The sequence below is a fragment of the Rhizobium sp. NZLR1b genome, from assembly GCF_019685155.1.
GTDB lineage: Bacteria > Pseudomonadota > Alphaproteobacteria > Rhizobiales > Rhizobiaceae > Rhizobium.
Window position 1 is genome coordinate 43446 of record NZ_JABDWC010000008.1, and the last position, 14162, is coordinate 57607.

Annotated in this window: 15 protein-coding genes; 8 read left to right on the top strand and 7 right to left on the bottom strand. The window is 61.8% G+C overall.

From position 1 onward, the window contains the following. Positions 1-4 precede the first annotated feature (4 nt). Positions 5-907, bottom strand: a complete 903-nt coding sequence (locus HJB84_RS13750) for a proline iminopeptidase-family hydrolase (RefSeq protein ID WP_221116160.1) — start codon at positions 905-907, stop codon at positions 5-7. Between the two features lie 64 nt (positions 908-971). After that, entirely contained in the window at positions 972-1769 is a 798-nt protein-coding gene (locus HJB84_RS13755) for a LuxR family transcriptional regulator (RefSeq protein WP_207585723.1), read from the bottom strand. Positions 1770-1897: 128 nt separating this feature from the next. On the opposite strand from HJB84_RS13755, the gene HJB84_RS13760 reads away from it, so the two are divergent. Genes HJB84_RS13760 through HJB84_RS13780 form a run of 5 tightly spaced genes read left to right on the top strand, consistent with a single transcriptional unit; the run spans position 1898 to position 7866 of the window. Further along, positions 1898-2788, top strand: a complete 891-nt coding sequence (locus HJB84_RS13760) for a proline iminopeptidase-family hydrolase (protein ID WP_207585722.1) — start codon at positions 1898-1900, stop codon at positions 2786-2788. Positions 2789-2839: 51 nt separating this feature from the next. Continuing rightward, positions 2840-3778, top strand: a complete 939-nt coding sequence (locus HJB84_RS13765) for an ABC transporter permease (protein ID WP_221116161.1) — start codon at positions 2840-2842, stop codon at positions 3776-3778. Then, positions 3775-4626, top strand: a complete 852-nt coding sequence (locus tag HJB84_RS13770) for an ABC transporter permease (protein ID WP_221116162.1) — start codon at positions 3775-3777, stop codon at positions 4624-4626. The genes HJB84_RS13765 and HJB84_RS13770 overlap by 4 nt, the downstream gene beginning before the upstream one ends. Continuing rightward, positions 4623-6332: an ABC transporter ATP-binding protein gene (locus tag HJB84_RS13775; RefSeq protein WP_221116163.1), complete on the top strand. Its 1710-nt coding sequence runs from the start codon at positions 4623-4625 to the stop codon at positions 6330-6332. Before HJB84_RS13770 ends, HJB84_RS13775 begins: the two co-directional genes overlap by 4 nt. A 19-nt stretch (positions 6333-6351) precedes the next feature. Continuing rightward, positions 6352-7866 carry an ABC transporter substrate-binding protein gene (locus HJB84_RS13780; RefSeq protein WP_221116164.1) on the top strand — a complete coding sequence of 505 codons (1515 nt, stop codon included), beginning with the start codon at positions 6352-6354 and terminating at the stop codon, positions 7864-7866. Positions 7867-7943: 77 nt separating this feature from the next. Here HJB84_RS13780 and yghU read toward each other — a convergent pair whose 3' ends face one another. Both yghU and HJB84_RS13790 read right to left on the bottom strand, forming a co-directional pair. Further along, positions 7944-8819, bottom strand: coding sequence for a glutathione-dependent disulfide-bond oxidoreductase (gene yghU, locus HJB84_RS13785; protein WP_221116165.1), 876 nt, complete (start codon positions 8817-8819; stop codon positions 7944-7946). Positions 8820-9008: 189 nt separating this feature from the next. Beyond that, on the bottom strand, positions 9009-9911 hold the full coding sequence (locus HJB84_RS13790) for an NAD(P)-dependent oxidoreductase (RefSeq protein ID WP_207585717.1): 903 nt from the start codon (positions 9909-9911) through the stop codon (positions 9009-9011). A 159-nt stretch (positions 9912-10070) separates the two neighbouring features. On the opposite strand from HJB84_RS13790, the gene HJB84_RS13795 reads away from it, so the two are divergent. From HJB84_RS13795 to HJB84_RS13805, 3 genes are all read left to right on the top strand, one after another. Next, a complete protein-coding gene (locus HJB84_RS13795) occupies positions 10071-10538 on the top strand; it encodes a universal stress protein (protein WP_221116166.1) in 468 nt (155 codons plus the stop codon). Between the two features lie 92 nt (positions 10539-10630). Continuing rightward, complete coding sequence (locus HJB84_RS13800) at positions 10631-11545, top strand: DnaJ C-terminal domain-containing protein (RefSeq protein WP_207585715.1); 915 nt, start codon at positions 10631-10633, stop codon at positions 11543-11545. 2 nt (positions 11546-11547) lie between these two features. Further along, a complete protein-coding gene (locus tag HJB84_RS13805; RefSeq protein WP_207585714.1) occupies positions 11548-11874 on the top strand; it encodes a chaperone modulator CbpM in 327 nt (108 codons plus the stop codon). 27 nt (positions 11875-11901) lie between these two features. Here HJB84_RS13805 and HJB84_RS13810 read toward each other — a convergent pair whose 3' ends face one another. The 3 genes from HJB84_RS13810 to HJB84_RS13820 are packed head-to-tail and all read right to left on the bottom strand — an operon-like array spanning position 11902 to position 14074. After that, a complete protein-coding gene (locus HJB84_RS13810; protein ID WP_221116167.1) occupies positions 11902-12831 on the bottom strand; it encodes a phosphatidate cytidylyltransferase in 930 nt (309 codons plus the stop codon). Next, on the bottom strand, positions 12828-13448 hold the full coding sequence (locus HJB84_RS13815; protein WP_221116168.1) for a 1-acyl-sn-glycerol-3-phosphate acyltransferase: 621 nt from the start codon (positions 13446-13448) through the stop codon (positions 12828-12830). The genes HJB84_RS13810 and HJB84_RS13815 overlap by 4 nt, the downstream gene beginning before the upstream one ends. Beyond that, a complete protein-coding gene (locus HJB84_RS13820) occupies positions 13445-14074 on the bottom strand; it encodes a CDP-alcohol phosphatidyltransferase family protein (RefSeq protein WP_221116169.1) in 630 nt (209 codons plus the stop codon). Before HJB84_RS13820 ends, HJB84_RS13815 begins: the two co-directional genes overlap by 4 nt. Between the last annotated feature and the right edge of the window lie 88 nt (positions 14075-14162).

The window sequence follows — 14162 nt, forward strand, 5'->3', positions numbered from 1 at the left end:
TTCCTCAATCGTGCCGTGACAGGAAACCGGAAACGGTCGCCAGGCAAAGCTGTTTTTCCTCGACATGCGGCATGTGGCTGGAGTTTTCGAAGAGCACCCATTCGCAGCCCGGGACACGTTCGAGGTAGGGCCTGACCACCAGTGGCGTCGCCTCGTCGTATTTTCCCGAGATCAGCAGCGTCGGGGCTTCGATACGGTCAAGCCTGTTCTCGATCGTCCAGTCTTTCATTGTGCCGATGACGTGAAATTCGGTCGGGCCATTCATGTTGCGGTAGACGGTGTTGTCCTCGTCCATGATCGCGAAGGTCCGCGCCACTTCGGGCGGCCACGGCGACACGCGGCAGACATGGCGGTCATAAAAGACGCGCGAGGCGGCGATATAGTCCGGATCGGTGAGGCTTCCCGCCAGTTCATGCTTCAGCAGCGTGTCCTGCACCTCCTTCGGCAGTTCCTGCCTCAGCCGGTTCGCCTCCGAAACCCAGGTGTGCATGTTTGCAGGCGAGTTGGCGATGACCAGCGCCTTCAAGCCTTGCGGCCGGCGCACCGCATGTTCGGCGCCGAGCATGCCGCCCCAGGACTGGCCGAGGAAGGCATAACGATGCTGAATGCCGAGATGGGACAGCAGCGCGTCCAGCTCTTCGAGGAACAGGCCAACCGTCCAGAAATCCGGGCCTCTTTCTGGAAGTCGGGTGGAATTGCCATTGCCGAGCTGGTCGTAATGGATGACCGGGCGGCCGTCGAGGGCGGCGATATCCTTGAAGGAATCGACGTAATCATGCGTGCAGCCAGGCCCGCCATGGGCGACGACGAGGGGCAGTTTGCTGCTCTCCAGCGAGCCGGTGACGCGATACCAGGTGCGATAGTCGCGAAAGGGCAAATAGGCTTCGGTGGTCGTGACTTCGCCCATAGGCGTCTCCATCATTCAGCGGTGATGAAAAAGCATAACGCGGCGGCAACGGCGAAGGGAGCTATCACAAGTTATAGGGTGGCCAGGGTTGGGTCGGCCGGTCTTCGAGCAGGCGGTAATGGGTAGCGCGCACCACGGCCTGGGTGCGGTTGCGGGCGCCGAGTTTCTTGGTTGCGGCGTTCAGATGCATGACGACAGTCGGGACGGAACGGTCGATGATGCGGGAAATTTCCTTGGCTGAATAACCTTCCGCCGAATGGCGCAGGCATTCACGTTCGCGTTCGGTCAGGCGGATCGTGCCGACGCTCTTCGCCCGCGTGTCGAACAGCGAATAGGCGGTCTCATGGAAGACATGGGCCAGCAGATTGAAGTCGGCGATATAGCGCAGGGCGTGCCGTTCGAAATCGCTATTGCGGCCGAAGCGGATACCGGTGACCGTCGCATAGTCGCCGCGTGGCATGTGAACCGGGACGGTGACGCCGGTCGACATGTCGCGTTCACGCAAATAGCGCGTCACCGGCGCGGTGGCCTCGCTCATGAAACGCCTGATCAACGTATCGGCGTCGGCGTCATAGTTCCAGAAGAAGGGTGCGGAGGTGCGCAGCGCCACCTGCTGCACCGGATCGATACGGAAATAGCCGCGATCGAACCAGTAGTCGTGCATGTCGTCTGATATATTCCTGAGCTTCAGCAGCGAGGGTATCATGATGGCGCCGTCGAGATCGTAGGGCACCGGCGTATAGTCATAGATCAGCGCTTCGAAGCCGATCTGCTGCATCGCCTCGAAGGCCTGGTCGATCCGGCCGTCCAGCGTTTCATGCGCTGTAAACCGCCGTCTGATCGTTCCGATATCGTCAAGCATGATTTGCTCCCAGGTACGGCGTACTGCCCACCCTATCACTTCTTATAGCTGGCACGGAATGCGGTTTAAGGTAAAAATTTAGCCGTGCCCAATTATTGAGCAAGTGAAATCTTCTGGCGGAGCGATCAATGTGGCGTGAAATACGGCCGGACGAGCGATTCGAGATCGATGTCGATGGCTATCGCGTCGTTGCTTATAGTTTCGGGACCGGCAGCGAGACGGTTTTCTGCCTGAACGGCGGGCCGGGCCTGCCCTGCGACTACCTGCGCGAGGCGCATTCCTGTCTCATCGACAAGGGCTATCGCGTCGTTGCCTTCGACCAGCTCGGTACCGGCGCCTCCGACCGGCCGGCCGATCTCTCGCTCTGGACGATCGGCCGTTATGTCGAGGAGACGGAGACGGTGCGCAAGGCGCTGGGCCTCGGCAAGGTCCACATGCTCGGCCATTCCTGGGGCGGGTGGCTGGCGATCGAATATGCTCTGACCTATCCCGAAAACCTCAAGACGCTGATCCTCGAAGATACCGTAGCCGACATGCCGCATCTGATCTCGGAACTGGAACGGCTACGCGCCGCGCTTGGTCCAGAAACCGTGTCGATGATGCAGAAGCACGAGGCGCAAGGCACCTACAATCACCCCGAATATCTCGCTGCCGTCACCATTCTGAATTATCGGCATGTCTGCCGTCTGCCGGAATGGCCGGCGCCGGTGCGCCGCTCGCTCGACGATTGGAACATGGCGCCCTACGAGACGATGCAGGGGCCGAACGAGTTTCTCTACATCGGAAACCTCAAGGATTGGAACCGCATCCCAGATCTGCCGCGGCTGATGCTGCCGGTGCTCATCACGACGGGAGAGCATGATGAGCTGACCCCGGCCTGTGCGCTCAGGATGAAGCTTGCGCTGCCGAATGCCGAACTCAAGGTATTTGCCAACGCCAGCCACATGCCGTTTTATGAGAATCCGCAGGATTATTATCCGGCGCTTCTCGATTTTCTCGCCCGGCACAAGGCAGCCTGATGCAAAGTAAAGCGGCTCAAACCCGACGAAGAAAGAGGGGCGATCGCCTTCATGCATCGCTATAGATTCGTTCTGACCCGACCGCTGCAGTTCCTGCCGGTCATTTTTGGCATCAGCGTCATCACTTTTATTCTGGTCCGGTTGATCCCAGGCGATCCGGCGCGCAACATCCTCGGCACGCGCGCGACACCGGCAGCTCTTGCCAGCATCCGCGCCCAGTACGGCCTCGATCAGCCGATGTGGCTGCAATATGTTTATTTCCTCAAGAACCTTGCCAATGGCGAGATGGGCAAGTCGATCCTTTACAAGATCGACGTGCTGAAGCTGATCGTCACCCGCATCGAGCCGACGCTTGCGCTGGTCGTTTCCAGCGTCGTGCTTTCGGTCCTGATTGCGGTGCCGATGTCGGCGATCGCCGCCCGCAATGCCGGCCGGGCGCCCGATCATGCGGTGCGCATCGTCTCGACATTCGGCATCGGCTTTCCGCCCTTCTGGCTGGGGCTGATGCTGATTATCCTGTTTAGCGTCGAACTCGGCGTGCTGCCGGTTTCCGGTTATGGCGCGACGATCGGTGAGAAGCTGTCGCATCTCGTGCTGCCGAGCCTGACGGTCGCCCTGTCGCTCTCGACCGTGCTGACGCGCAGCCTGCGGGCGGCGATGATCGAGCAGCTGAAATCGGATGTGGCGACGGCAGCGCGCGCCCGTGGCATGCCGGAGGGGATCGTCTTCTGGCGGCATGTGCTGCCGAACTCGCTGGTGCCGACGATCAGCCTGCTTGCCGTCAACATCGGCTGGCTGATCGGCGGCACGGTGGTGGTCGAGACCGTCTTTGCGCTGCCCGGCATGGGGCAGCTGCTCGTCAGGGCGATCTTTTCACGCGATTACATGGTGGTCCAGGGCGTCGCCATGGTCTTTGCCTGCGCCACCGTGCTCATCAACTTCATCGCCGACATCGTTACCGTCACCGTCGATCCGAGGGTGAGGCTATGAGCATCGAAGCAATCGCCCCAGCATCCCTCGGTTGGCACCGGTTCTTCAGACGGCGGCTGATGCTTGCCGTCGGTGCGGGCATATTGCTGTTCTTCGTCCTGCTGGCGATCGGCGCGCCTGTTATCGCGCCCTACGACCCGATCATGCAGAACGCCGAGGTGCGCCTGCAGGCGCCTTCCCTGTTACATCCGTTCGGCATCGACAATTTCGGCCGCGATATCCTCTCGCGCGTCCTCTGGGGCGCCCGCCTCGATCTGCAGATGGCGCTGATCGGCGTCATCTTCCCCTTCCTGATCGGCACGACGGTCGGCACGATCGCCGGCTTCTTCGGCGGCATCGTCGATGCGCTGTTCATGCGCCTCGTCGATATCATTCTCGCCTTCCCTTTCCTCGTGCTGATGCTGTCGATCATCGCAATCCTCGGCCCTGGCCTCGGCAGCTTCTATATCGCCATGGCACTGGTCGGCTGGGTTTCCTACGCGAGGCTGATCCGGGCGCAGATGCTGGTGCTGAAAAGCAGCGACTACGCCGTTGCCGCCGTCAGCCTCGGCTTCAGCCGCTCGCGCATCATGTTCCGCCACCTGCTGCCGAACGCGATCGCCGGTTCGATCGTCTTTTCGATGTCCGATGCGACGCTCGTACTGCTCAGCGGCGCTGCCGTCAGTTATCTCGGCCTCGGCGTCCAGCCGCCGGTGGCCGAATGGGGTGTCATGGTCGCGGAAGGACAGAGCTTCATCACCACCGCCTGGTGGATCACGCTGTTTCCCGGCCTCTCCATCGTCTGCCTTGCTTTCGGCTTCAGCATGCTGGGCGACGCTCTCGGCGAACTGCTGGGAGTGCACGAATGAGCGGCTCCGTGCTGTCCGTCCGCGATCTCACAGTACGCGCCCATCTCGATTCCGGCCCGCGCACGCTGCTCGATGCGGTCTCGCTCGATCTCGGCAAAGGTGAGATCCTCGGACTCGTCGGCGAGAGCGGCTCGGGCAAGAGCCTGTTCTGCCGTTCGCTGGTGCGGCTGCTGCCCTCCTCGCTGCTGAAGATCGAAAGCGGCTCGGTGCTGCTTGAAGGGCGCGACCTCATGCGGGTCGACGGCGGCGAGATGCTGAAGGTGCGCGGCGGCGAGATCGGCATGATCTTCCAGAACCCGACCAGCCATCTCGACCCGGTGATGCGGATCGGCGACCAGATCGCCGAGGGCATCCGCTACCATCAAAGCCTCGGCGTCCGCGAAGCCCGCGCTGCTGCGACGGAAATCCTGGCGCAGGTCGGCTTCCCCGATCCGGTGCGCCAGTATGACAGCTATCCGCATGAATTTTCCGGCGGCATGCGGCAGCGGGCGATGATCGGCGTGGCTCTGTCCTGCAACCCGAAGATCCTGATCGCTGACGAGCCGACGACGGCGCTCGACGTGACCATCCAGGCGCAGATCCTGCGACTGTTGATGGAGATACGCGACCGGCGCGGGCTGTCGATCATTCTGATTACACACGATCTCGGCATCGTTGCCCAAAGCTGCGACCGCATCGCCGTGCTGCGCGACGGCAAGCTCCTCGAAGAGGGGCCGAAGCGGACGATCCTGGCGCGGCCGCAGCATCCCTATACGATCAACCTGATCAACAGCCACCCTTCCCTGCCCGGCGCGACGCCTGCGCCGCTGTTGGGCATTGCCGCGGCCAGCCCACCGGCGCGGCCACTGCTCGAAATCGACGATCTGCATGTGCGGTTCAGAGCCGGCGGCAGCCTGTTCAAGGGCGGGGGCAAGACGGTCAGCGCCGTTGCCGGCGTCAGCCTGCAGATCATGCCGGGCGAGACGGTCGGCATCGTCGGCGAATCCGGCAGCGGCAAGAGCACGCTTGCCCGCGCCGTGCTCGGCCTCACACCGCTTTCCTCCGGCCACGTCACCTTCGACGGCGTCGATCTGGCCCTGCAGAAAAGCGCCGGCCTGGCAAAACTCCGGCGCGAGACGGCGATGGTCTTCCAGGATCCCTACAATGCGCTCAATCCGCGGCTGACGATCGGGCAGATGCTGTCCGAGGTGCTGAAGGTGCAGGGCAAGGTCGCCAGGGCCGATATCCCGGCGCGGATCGACGCGCTGCTCGATCTGGTTGGCCTCGAACGCGAATTCGCCGGCCGCAAACCGCGCAGCATGAGCGGCGGCCAATGCCAGCGCGCCGGTATCGCCCGGGCGCTCGCCGTCAACCCGAAGCTGATCATCGCCGATGAATGCGTCGCCGCGCTCGACGTCACCATCCAGGCGCAGATCATCGAGCTGTTCCGCGAACTCACCGCGAGGATGAACCTCACGCTGATCTTCATCGCCCATGATCTTGCGATCGTCCGCAATCTCTGCGAACGCGTCGTCGTGATGTATCGCGGCGAGATCGTCGAGGAAGGCCGCTCCGAAGAGGTCTTCGCGCGGCCTAAGCACGCCTATACCGCGGCGCTGATCGCCGCCATTCCCGATATCGATCCTGACAAGCCGCTGCTTCAAGGCGCCGGTAGCAAGGACGATCTGCAGTCGATGCCGATCCAGCCGATCAAACGCATGCCATAACAACGAGGGGAACGAATTCATGACAAACAGGTGGAAATCAATCGGGCTCGCGGCTTTGCTCGCCGGCCTGACGCTCAGCGCAAGCTATGCCGAGGCCGCCGGGGTGCTGACCATCGGCCGCCGCGAGGATTCGACGACCTTCGATCCGATCAAGACCGCGCAAAACATCGACAACTGGGTGTTCTCCAACGTCTACGACGTGCTGATCCGTGTCGACAAGACAGGCACCAAGCTGGAGCCTGGTCTTGCCGAAAGCTGGACTGCCTCGGACGACGGACTGACCTATACGTTCAAGATACGCGACGCGAAATTCTCCGACGGTTCGCCGCTGACGGCGGAAGACGCCGCCTTCAGCCTGTTGCGCATCCGCGACGATGCTGCCTCGCTCTGGAGCGATTCCTACAAGGTGATCGACACGGCGGTCGCGACCGACGCGCATACGCTGACGATCAAGCTCAAGAACCCGTCCGCACCGTTCCTTTCGACGCTGGCGCTGCCAAATGCTTCGGTCATCTCCAAGAAGGGCATGGAATCGCTTGGTGCCGACGCCTATGCCGAAAAGCCGATCGCATCCGGCGCGTTCACCGTCGAGGAATGGCGCCGCGGCGACCGCATCATCTTGAAGAAGAACCCGAACTTCTGGCAGGCCGACCGCGTCAAGCTCGACGGCGTCGAATGGATCTCGGTGCCCGACGACAACACGCGCATGCTGAACGTCCAGGCCGGTGAGCTGGATGCGGCGATCTTCGTTCCCTTCTCCCGTGTCGAGGAGCTGAAGAAGGATCCAAACCTCAACGTCGATATCGACGCCTCGACCCGTGAGGATCATCTGCTGATCAACCATGCGCATGGAGCGCTCGGCAAGAAGGAAGTCCGCCAGGCGCTGGATCTGGCGATCGACAAGAAGGCGATCGTCGATACCGTCACCTTCGGCCAGGGCACGGTCGCCAATTCCTACATTCCGAAGGGGGCTCTCTATTATTTCGCCGACAATCTGCAGCGGCCTTATGATCCGGCAAAGGCTAAGGAGATGCTGGCGGCCGCCGGCGCCTCCGACCTGACGCTGAATTACTTGGTCCGCGCCGGCGACGAAGTCGATGAACAGACGGCCGTGCTGGTCCAGCAGCAGCTGCAGAAGGCCGGCATCACCGCCAATCTGCAGAAGGTCGATCCGAGCCAGGAATGGGATATGACCGTTGCCGGCGACTACGACGTCTCGGTCAACTACTGGACCAACGACATTCTCGATCCGGACCAGAAGACCACCTTCGTGCTCGGCCACGATTCCAACAACAATTATTCGACCAACTACAAGAACGAGGCGGTGAAGGAACTGGTCGCCAAGGCGCGTCTCGAGCTTGACCCGAAGAAGCGCCAGGAGATGTATGTCGATCTGCAGAAGATGGCCAAGGACGACGTCAACTGGATCGACCTCTATTACAGCCCCTATATCAACGTCACGCGCAAGAATATCGAGAACTTCTACCAGAACCCGCTCGGCCGATTCTTCCTGGAGGATACCGTCAAGAACTGAGTTTTGGCCCACGCTCCGTCGCCTCTGGGCGGCGGAGCATCATCCATTTCAGAGGAAGCGAAAGTCGCGGCGGTTGCTTAACTGGCGACCGCGAGTTTGTCCTGCGTCCTCGTCTCGAAATCGCTGGCGTCGTGACGCTCATGCAACTGGCTCGACGGCTCGCCGGAGGTCCGGTTGACCATTCGCCCGCGTTTTACGGCCGGGCGGTCGCCGATAGCGTCGGCCCAGCGCTGGACGTTCTTATAGTCCTCGACCTGCAGGAATTCGGCGGCTCCATAGGTCAAGCCCTTCACTAGGCCGCCATACCAAGGCCAGACGGCAATATCGGCGATCGTATATTGGCTGCCGGCCAGATACTCGCTTTCAGCGAGGCGACGATCGAGCACGTCGAGCTGGCGCTTCACTTCCATGGCGAAACGGTCGATGGCATATTCGATCTTCGTCGGCGCATAGGCGTAGAAATGGCCGAAACCGCCGCCGAGATAGGGTGCGCTTCCCATCTGCCAAAACAGCCATGACAGGCATTCGGCGCGCTCGCCCGGTGCGGTCGGCAGGAAAGCCCCGAACTTTTCGGCGAGATAGGTCAGGATGGCGCCGGATTCGAAGACGCGGATCGGCGTTTCGCCGCTGCGATCCATCAGCGCCGGGATCTTCGAGTTGGGATTGACGGCGACGAAGCCGCTGCCGAACTGGTCGCCATCGCCGATCCGGATCAGCCAGGCGTCGTACTCCGCACCGCTATGGCCAAGCGCCAGCAACTCCTCGAGCATGATCGTGACCTTCTGGCCGTTCGGCGTTCCGAGCGAATAAAGCTGCAGCGGATGGCGACCGATCGGAAGCTCCTTGTCATGCGTCGGGCCTGCTATCGGGCGGTTGATGCTGGCGAACTGGCCGCCATTCGCCTTATTCCAGGTCCAGACCTTCGGGGGGGTATACTCGGAAGAACCGCTCATCTTTCAAACTCCTGGCATTGGTCGGATAGGTTGCGACGTCCGTTTGGCCGACGCATTTTTCCTGACATAGCAGAGGCAATGAGGTTTGTCAGAGGTGTCGGAACGGCTTCACATAATCGTCAGAGCGTTGGCTAAGAGATGCTGCCGCCCCCGATATTCGGCGCAGCGACGATTGCTTGACCGCCGTGCTCAGCCGCCGGTTTCCGCGGTCGCGAGGATCTCATCCAACTGTCCGACGAGGAGACGGCTACCCTCAACATCGCCAGCCATCCTGGCAAAGACGTCCGCCATGCCCCGAAAAATCCCCGCCGCCGGATCATCCTCTCCAAGGAAATCGGCGATCTCCTGCATTTCGGCAACCCATCGATAGGCTTTCGGATACATATCCGGAATGGATTTCGACAGCTTGCGGTCGACGTCCGGAAGGCTTTCGGCGAGTTCGGCCTTCAGGCTTTCGGCAGCACCCGAGCGCGATGCGGCAAGCAGCATCGCCGCGCCGAGGCCGACAAAGCCCTTGTTGATGCCGGCATAACACATCTTCAGCGCCGAGGCCGCGCCGAGCGGTCCATCGAGCCTGCGGATTTTGAGGCCGCATTCTTCGAGCAGCCTGGTTCGCGCCGCTGTATCGCCGCTGATATAGAGGGTCGGACCTGATTTGCCGGGAACCGGCGGCCCGCCGATGATCGCGCCATCCAACACTTCCACGCCGCTGCCGCCGAACCGTGCCGCCACTGCCTGCATTGTTTTCGGCGCAATTGCATTGAGGTCGATGAAAGGCGGCGGCGCCTGCACCCCCGGCAATATCTCCGCGACGAGCCCGGCAACCCCGATCGCTTCCGCCGGCGGAACGATCGACAGGATGATCTCTGCCTTCGCCAGCTCCTGGCGGCCGACCGGCACCATGCCGGCCGCCTTAGCCCGCGCGATCGTCTGCTCGCTGCGGCCTTCGAGACAGGTCAGCACGGTGGCGCCGTGATCGACCAGCCGTTTGGCGACCGCGCTTCCCATTGCGCCCGCTCCGATGATTGCAAAAGTCTGCATGTGAACCTCGATCAGTAACGACGTCACGATAGAGCTATTGCCGATGGCCATGCCGTCAATCGTGACGACCCCCAAAATTCTATTTTGAAGCGAACGGCCGCTTCCTGGACGCGATCATTGCGCTATTTCGGCGTTTCTGTTTGATATCGGTCAAAACAGAAACGGTCGATGCCGGTATAATCGGTGCGACCATTTGCGTGCGAGGATTTAATGTATCGAACGATCATCTGCGGCATCGGCATGGGCTCCCGGCAAACGGCAATCCGTCTCCTGCGCCGGGCGGCAGAGCTCCTGGACGAAGGCGGAAACGTCGTCGTCATGCATGCCATCGAGAACATCCCCCACCGTCACCTGTCGGGTATTCCCGAGGAATTCGAGACGACCGCTATCGTCGATGCCGAGAGGAAACTTGTGTCGCTCTGCAAGGAGCTCGCCATTCCGGCGACAGTCGAGATCCGCATCGGCGTTGCCGCCTCCGTGCTCGTGTCGGCCGCCAGGGAGAGATCAGCCGATCTCATCCTGCTTTCATCCCATGTGGCGGATATCACCGACTACGTCTTCTCCTCGATCGTCGAGAAGGTCGTGCGCCACGCCGGATGCTCGGTTCTCATCGATCGGCGTCCCGATCAAGCGCATGACGGCTCGGCCCCTCAGGAAGAAGACGCGCTGGCGCTCTAACCTTCTGTGGCTTCCCCTCCCCGGCGGCGGTCTGAGAACCTATATTTCCCCCAAGCCAATCGGCAGTATTAACTGCCCTGACGGAGATATGCATGAGCCAGGATCCATACGAGCTTCTGGGTGTGAAGCGGGATGCGTCGCAAAAGGACATTCAAAGCGCCTTTCGCAAGCTTGCCAAGAAACTTCACCCCGACCTTAATCCCGGCGACAGACACGCCGAGGAGCGGTTCAAGGAAATTTCGACCGCCTACGAGATATTGGGCGACGAGGGAAAACGCGGGCGCTTCGATCGCGGCGAGATCGACATGACGGGCGCCGAGCGGGCGCAACGCAGTTATTACCGCGACTATGCCTCGGCGAGCGGTCCCGAAAATCCCTACCACAACAGTGCCGGCTTTGCCGATTTCGGCGATGCCGACAATTCCTTTGCCAATTTCTTTTCGCGCCGCGCCGGCGGCGGCAGGATGCGCAGTCATGGCCAGGATCGGCGGTTCTCCATGCAGGTCAACTTTCTTGAGGCCATCAACGGCACCAGGACCGAGGTCAAGCTGCCGGACGGGCCACCGCTCGATGTGCAGATCCCGCCCGGAACCCGCGACGGCCAGACCTTGCGGCTGCGCGGCAAGGGCGAGCCGGGTATTGGAGGCGGGCCGCCGGGTGATGCCCTCATCGAGATCCGCGTGAGCCCTCACCGCTTCTTCACGCGGGATGGCGACGACATCCGCCTGGAACTGCCGATCTCACTTGGCGAGGCGGTGCTCGGCGGCAAGGTCCGTGTGCCGACACCGTCGGGACCCGTCAACCTGACGCTGCCCCCGCACTCGAATACGGGCAAGGTCCTGCGTCTCAAGGGCAAAGGCGTTGCCAATCGCGGCGGCGGGCACGGCGACGTCTATGTCTCCCTGAAGATCGTGCTGCCCGCCAATCCCGACGAACGGCTGACGTCCCTGATCAAGGAATGGGAGACGTCACATCCATACGATCCGAGGAAGAACATGGAGGCTTGATCATGGATGATCTCGAATTCCGTCTTTACTTGAAAATCGATGTCGTCCAGCTCGATTTCTGGATCGAACAGGGCTGGTTGATTCCCGAGACGTCCGGCGAAAGGCGATGGTTTCGCGACGCCGACGTTGCCCGCGCCAGGCTCATTCAGGATCTGATGGGCGACATGGGGATCAACGAAGCCGGCGTCGATGTCGTCATTGACCTGATCGACCAGTTGTATGATCTGCGGGGAACGATGGACAAGCTGATGACGGCTATCGGCAGGCAGGAGCGCGAGGTCCAGCTCCGGCTGTTCGAGAGCCTCGAAGACATCGACCGGGTTGAATGATCGGCCGCATGCTTTCGGATATCCGCCTCAGCTGGTGAACCAATAGCGGACGATGTGGAAGAACAGCGGTGCGGCGAAAGTTATGGAGTCCAGGCGGTCGAGCACGCCGCCATGGCCTTCAATCACATAGCCCCAGTCCTTGGCGTTGAGGTCGCGCTTGATCGCCGAGAGCACGAAGCCGCCGAAGAAGCCGGCGACGACGATGACCGTGCTGACGGCCGCCGCCTGCAGCGGCGAAAACGGTGTCAGGCGATAGAGCAGTGTTCCCAGAAGGATGGCCGAGGCGCCGCCTCCAATCAGGCCTTCGAGTGTCTTCGATGGGCTGATGTTCGGCGAGAAGCGATGCTTTCCCAAGAGCTTGCCCCAGACATACTGGAAGACGTCGCTGAGCTGCACGACGATGACCAGATAGACCAGCAGAAGCGCCGACGGCGTGCCGGTCTGCAGCATGAGTAGTGCGGGGGCATGGCTGATCGAATAGACCGTCAACATCAATCCCCATTGCACCCTGGCGCTGCGCGCCAGGAATTCGTTGACGTCACCGGTCAAGGTCGCCACTGCCGGTAGGATCAGGAAGGCATAGACCGGGATGAAGATGGCAAAGAGACCGTACCACTCGGTCCCGAGCAGCACGTAATGCACCGGCAGAACCACGAAAAAGGACAGGAACAGCGCCAGGTGATCGCCGCGCCGCGACGGTGTCAGCGTCCAGAATTCGCGGAGCGCCATGAAGGACAGAAATGCGAACAGGATGACCGTGGCCGTCTCGCCAAGCAGGATCGCACCGCCGAACACTGCGACCATGATCCACCAGGAGCGGATGCGGGCGTTGAGGTTCTGGACGGTGGCGACGGAACCGGGCTCGGTTGCGCGTCGCTGCAGAATGAAGCCGATCGCGGAAGCGACGGCAAGCAGGCCGAGGATCGCGGCAAGCACGATCGAGAAAAGGCTGGTCATGCGATGTGTCCCCCGTCCGCGAGCTCGATGACCGCGGCACGGGCGCGGGCCAGGAAGGCGTCTTTTCCCTCGCCCGGTTCGACGCGCAACGGCTTGCCGAAACGCGCCGTGCAGGTGATCGGGACGATCAGCATGCTTCCTTTGGGCAGGATGCGCTGGAGATTGTCGAGATGGACCGGGACCAGATCGACATCGGGGAAACGGCAGGCGAGGCGATAGATGCCGCTGCGGAATGGGGCGATTTCTTCGGTGGCGCTTCTCGTCCCCTCCGGAAAGATCAGCACCGAGCGCCCCTCCTCGAGCAGGCGCTCGATCGGCGCCAGCGGATTGCTGTCCGGCAGCGGCTTGCGGTCTATCAGGACGGCGCGCAGGCCTTTTTCAGCGATGAAGCGCCGAAAGGCGCTCTTTCCCCAATAGTCGCGCGCCGCAACCGGATGGGTCAGCCGCCGCACCTGATACGGCAGGGCTGCCATGACGGCGACCGTATCGACATGGCTGTTGTGATTGGCGAAATAGATACGGCGGCGAGTGTCGGGCGCACAGCCCCGCCATTCGCTTCGGGCGCCGACCAGGATTCGGACGAACAGCACGAGAAGGCGACGAATGAGAGCGATCATAATCTCTCCAGCGAGCGGGCAAGCGTTTTCGTGCGCGTGATGCAGGTGACCAGGCTGCCGGCTGCGATGATGGCCGAGGCCAGGATCAGCGACCAATGGCTGGCGGATATCAGCGTCTCGATGCTTTGGGCAACGAGCCCCGCCGTCAGCACCGCCATGCGGCGCTGCTTGGCCATGATGCCGCTGAAGTCTTGAGGAAGGCCGACCGCTCCGCCGAAGACCCGGATATAGGCGGTGAATGCTGCGAGCAGCGCACCAAGCCAGCCAAGCCAGGCAAAGGCGCAGGCATAGCCGGCGGCAACAAGAAGCAGGCTGTCGGCAATCCGGTCGGGGAATTCGTTGTAGATCGGTCCACTCTTGGTTTTCTTGCCACCTTCGATCGCGACCATCCCATCGAGCAGATTGCAGACGAGCCGCAGTTGCACCGAGATCGCAGCACAGATCATGGCGATCGGATGTGCCGTAAGCAGGATCAGCGCCGCGCCGATGCCGGCAAACAGGATCGACAGCAACGAAATGCGGTTCGGCGTGACGCCGGTGCGCGCCAGCCGTGCGCTCATGCCGATCGCCCAAGACGACGACCGGCTCGCGATCGGCCGCCGCGAGGCGTCCTCTTCTTGCCCCATTTTCATTTCCCCAACCCGATCCCCTTGCATATCCTGCCGATGTCGTCGCGCCAAGCCGTCACGCCCGGTATATTCGGCCCAGTGTCAC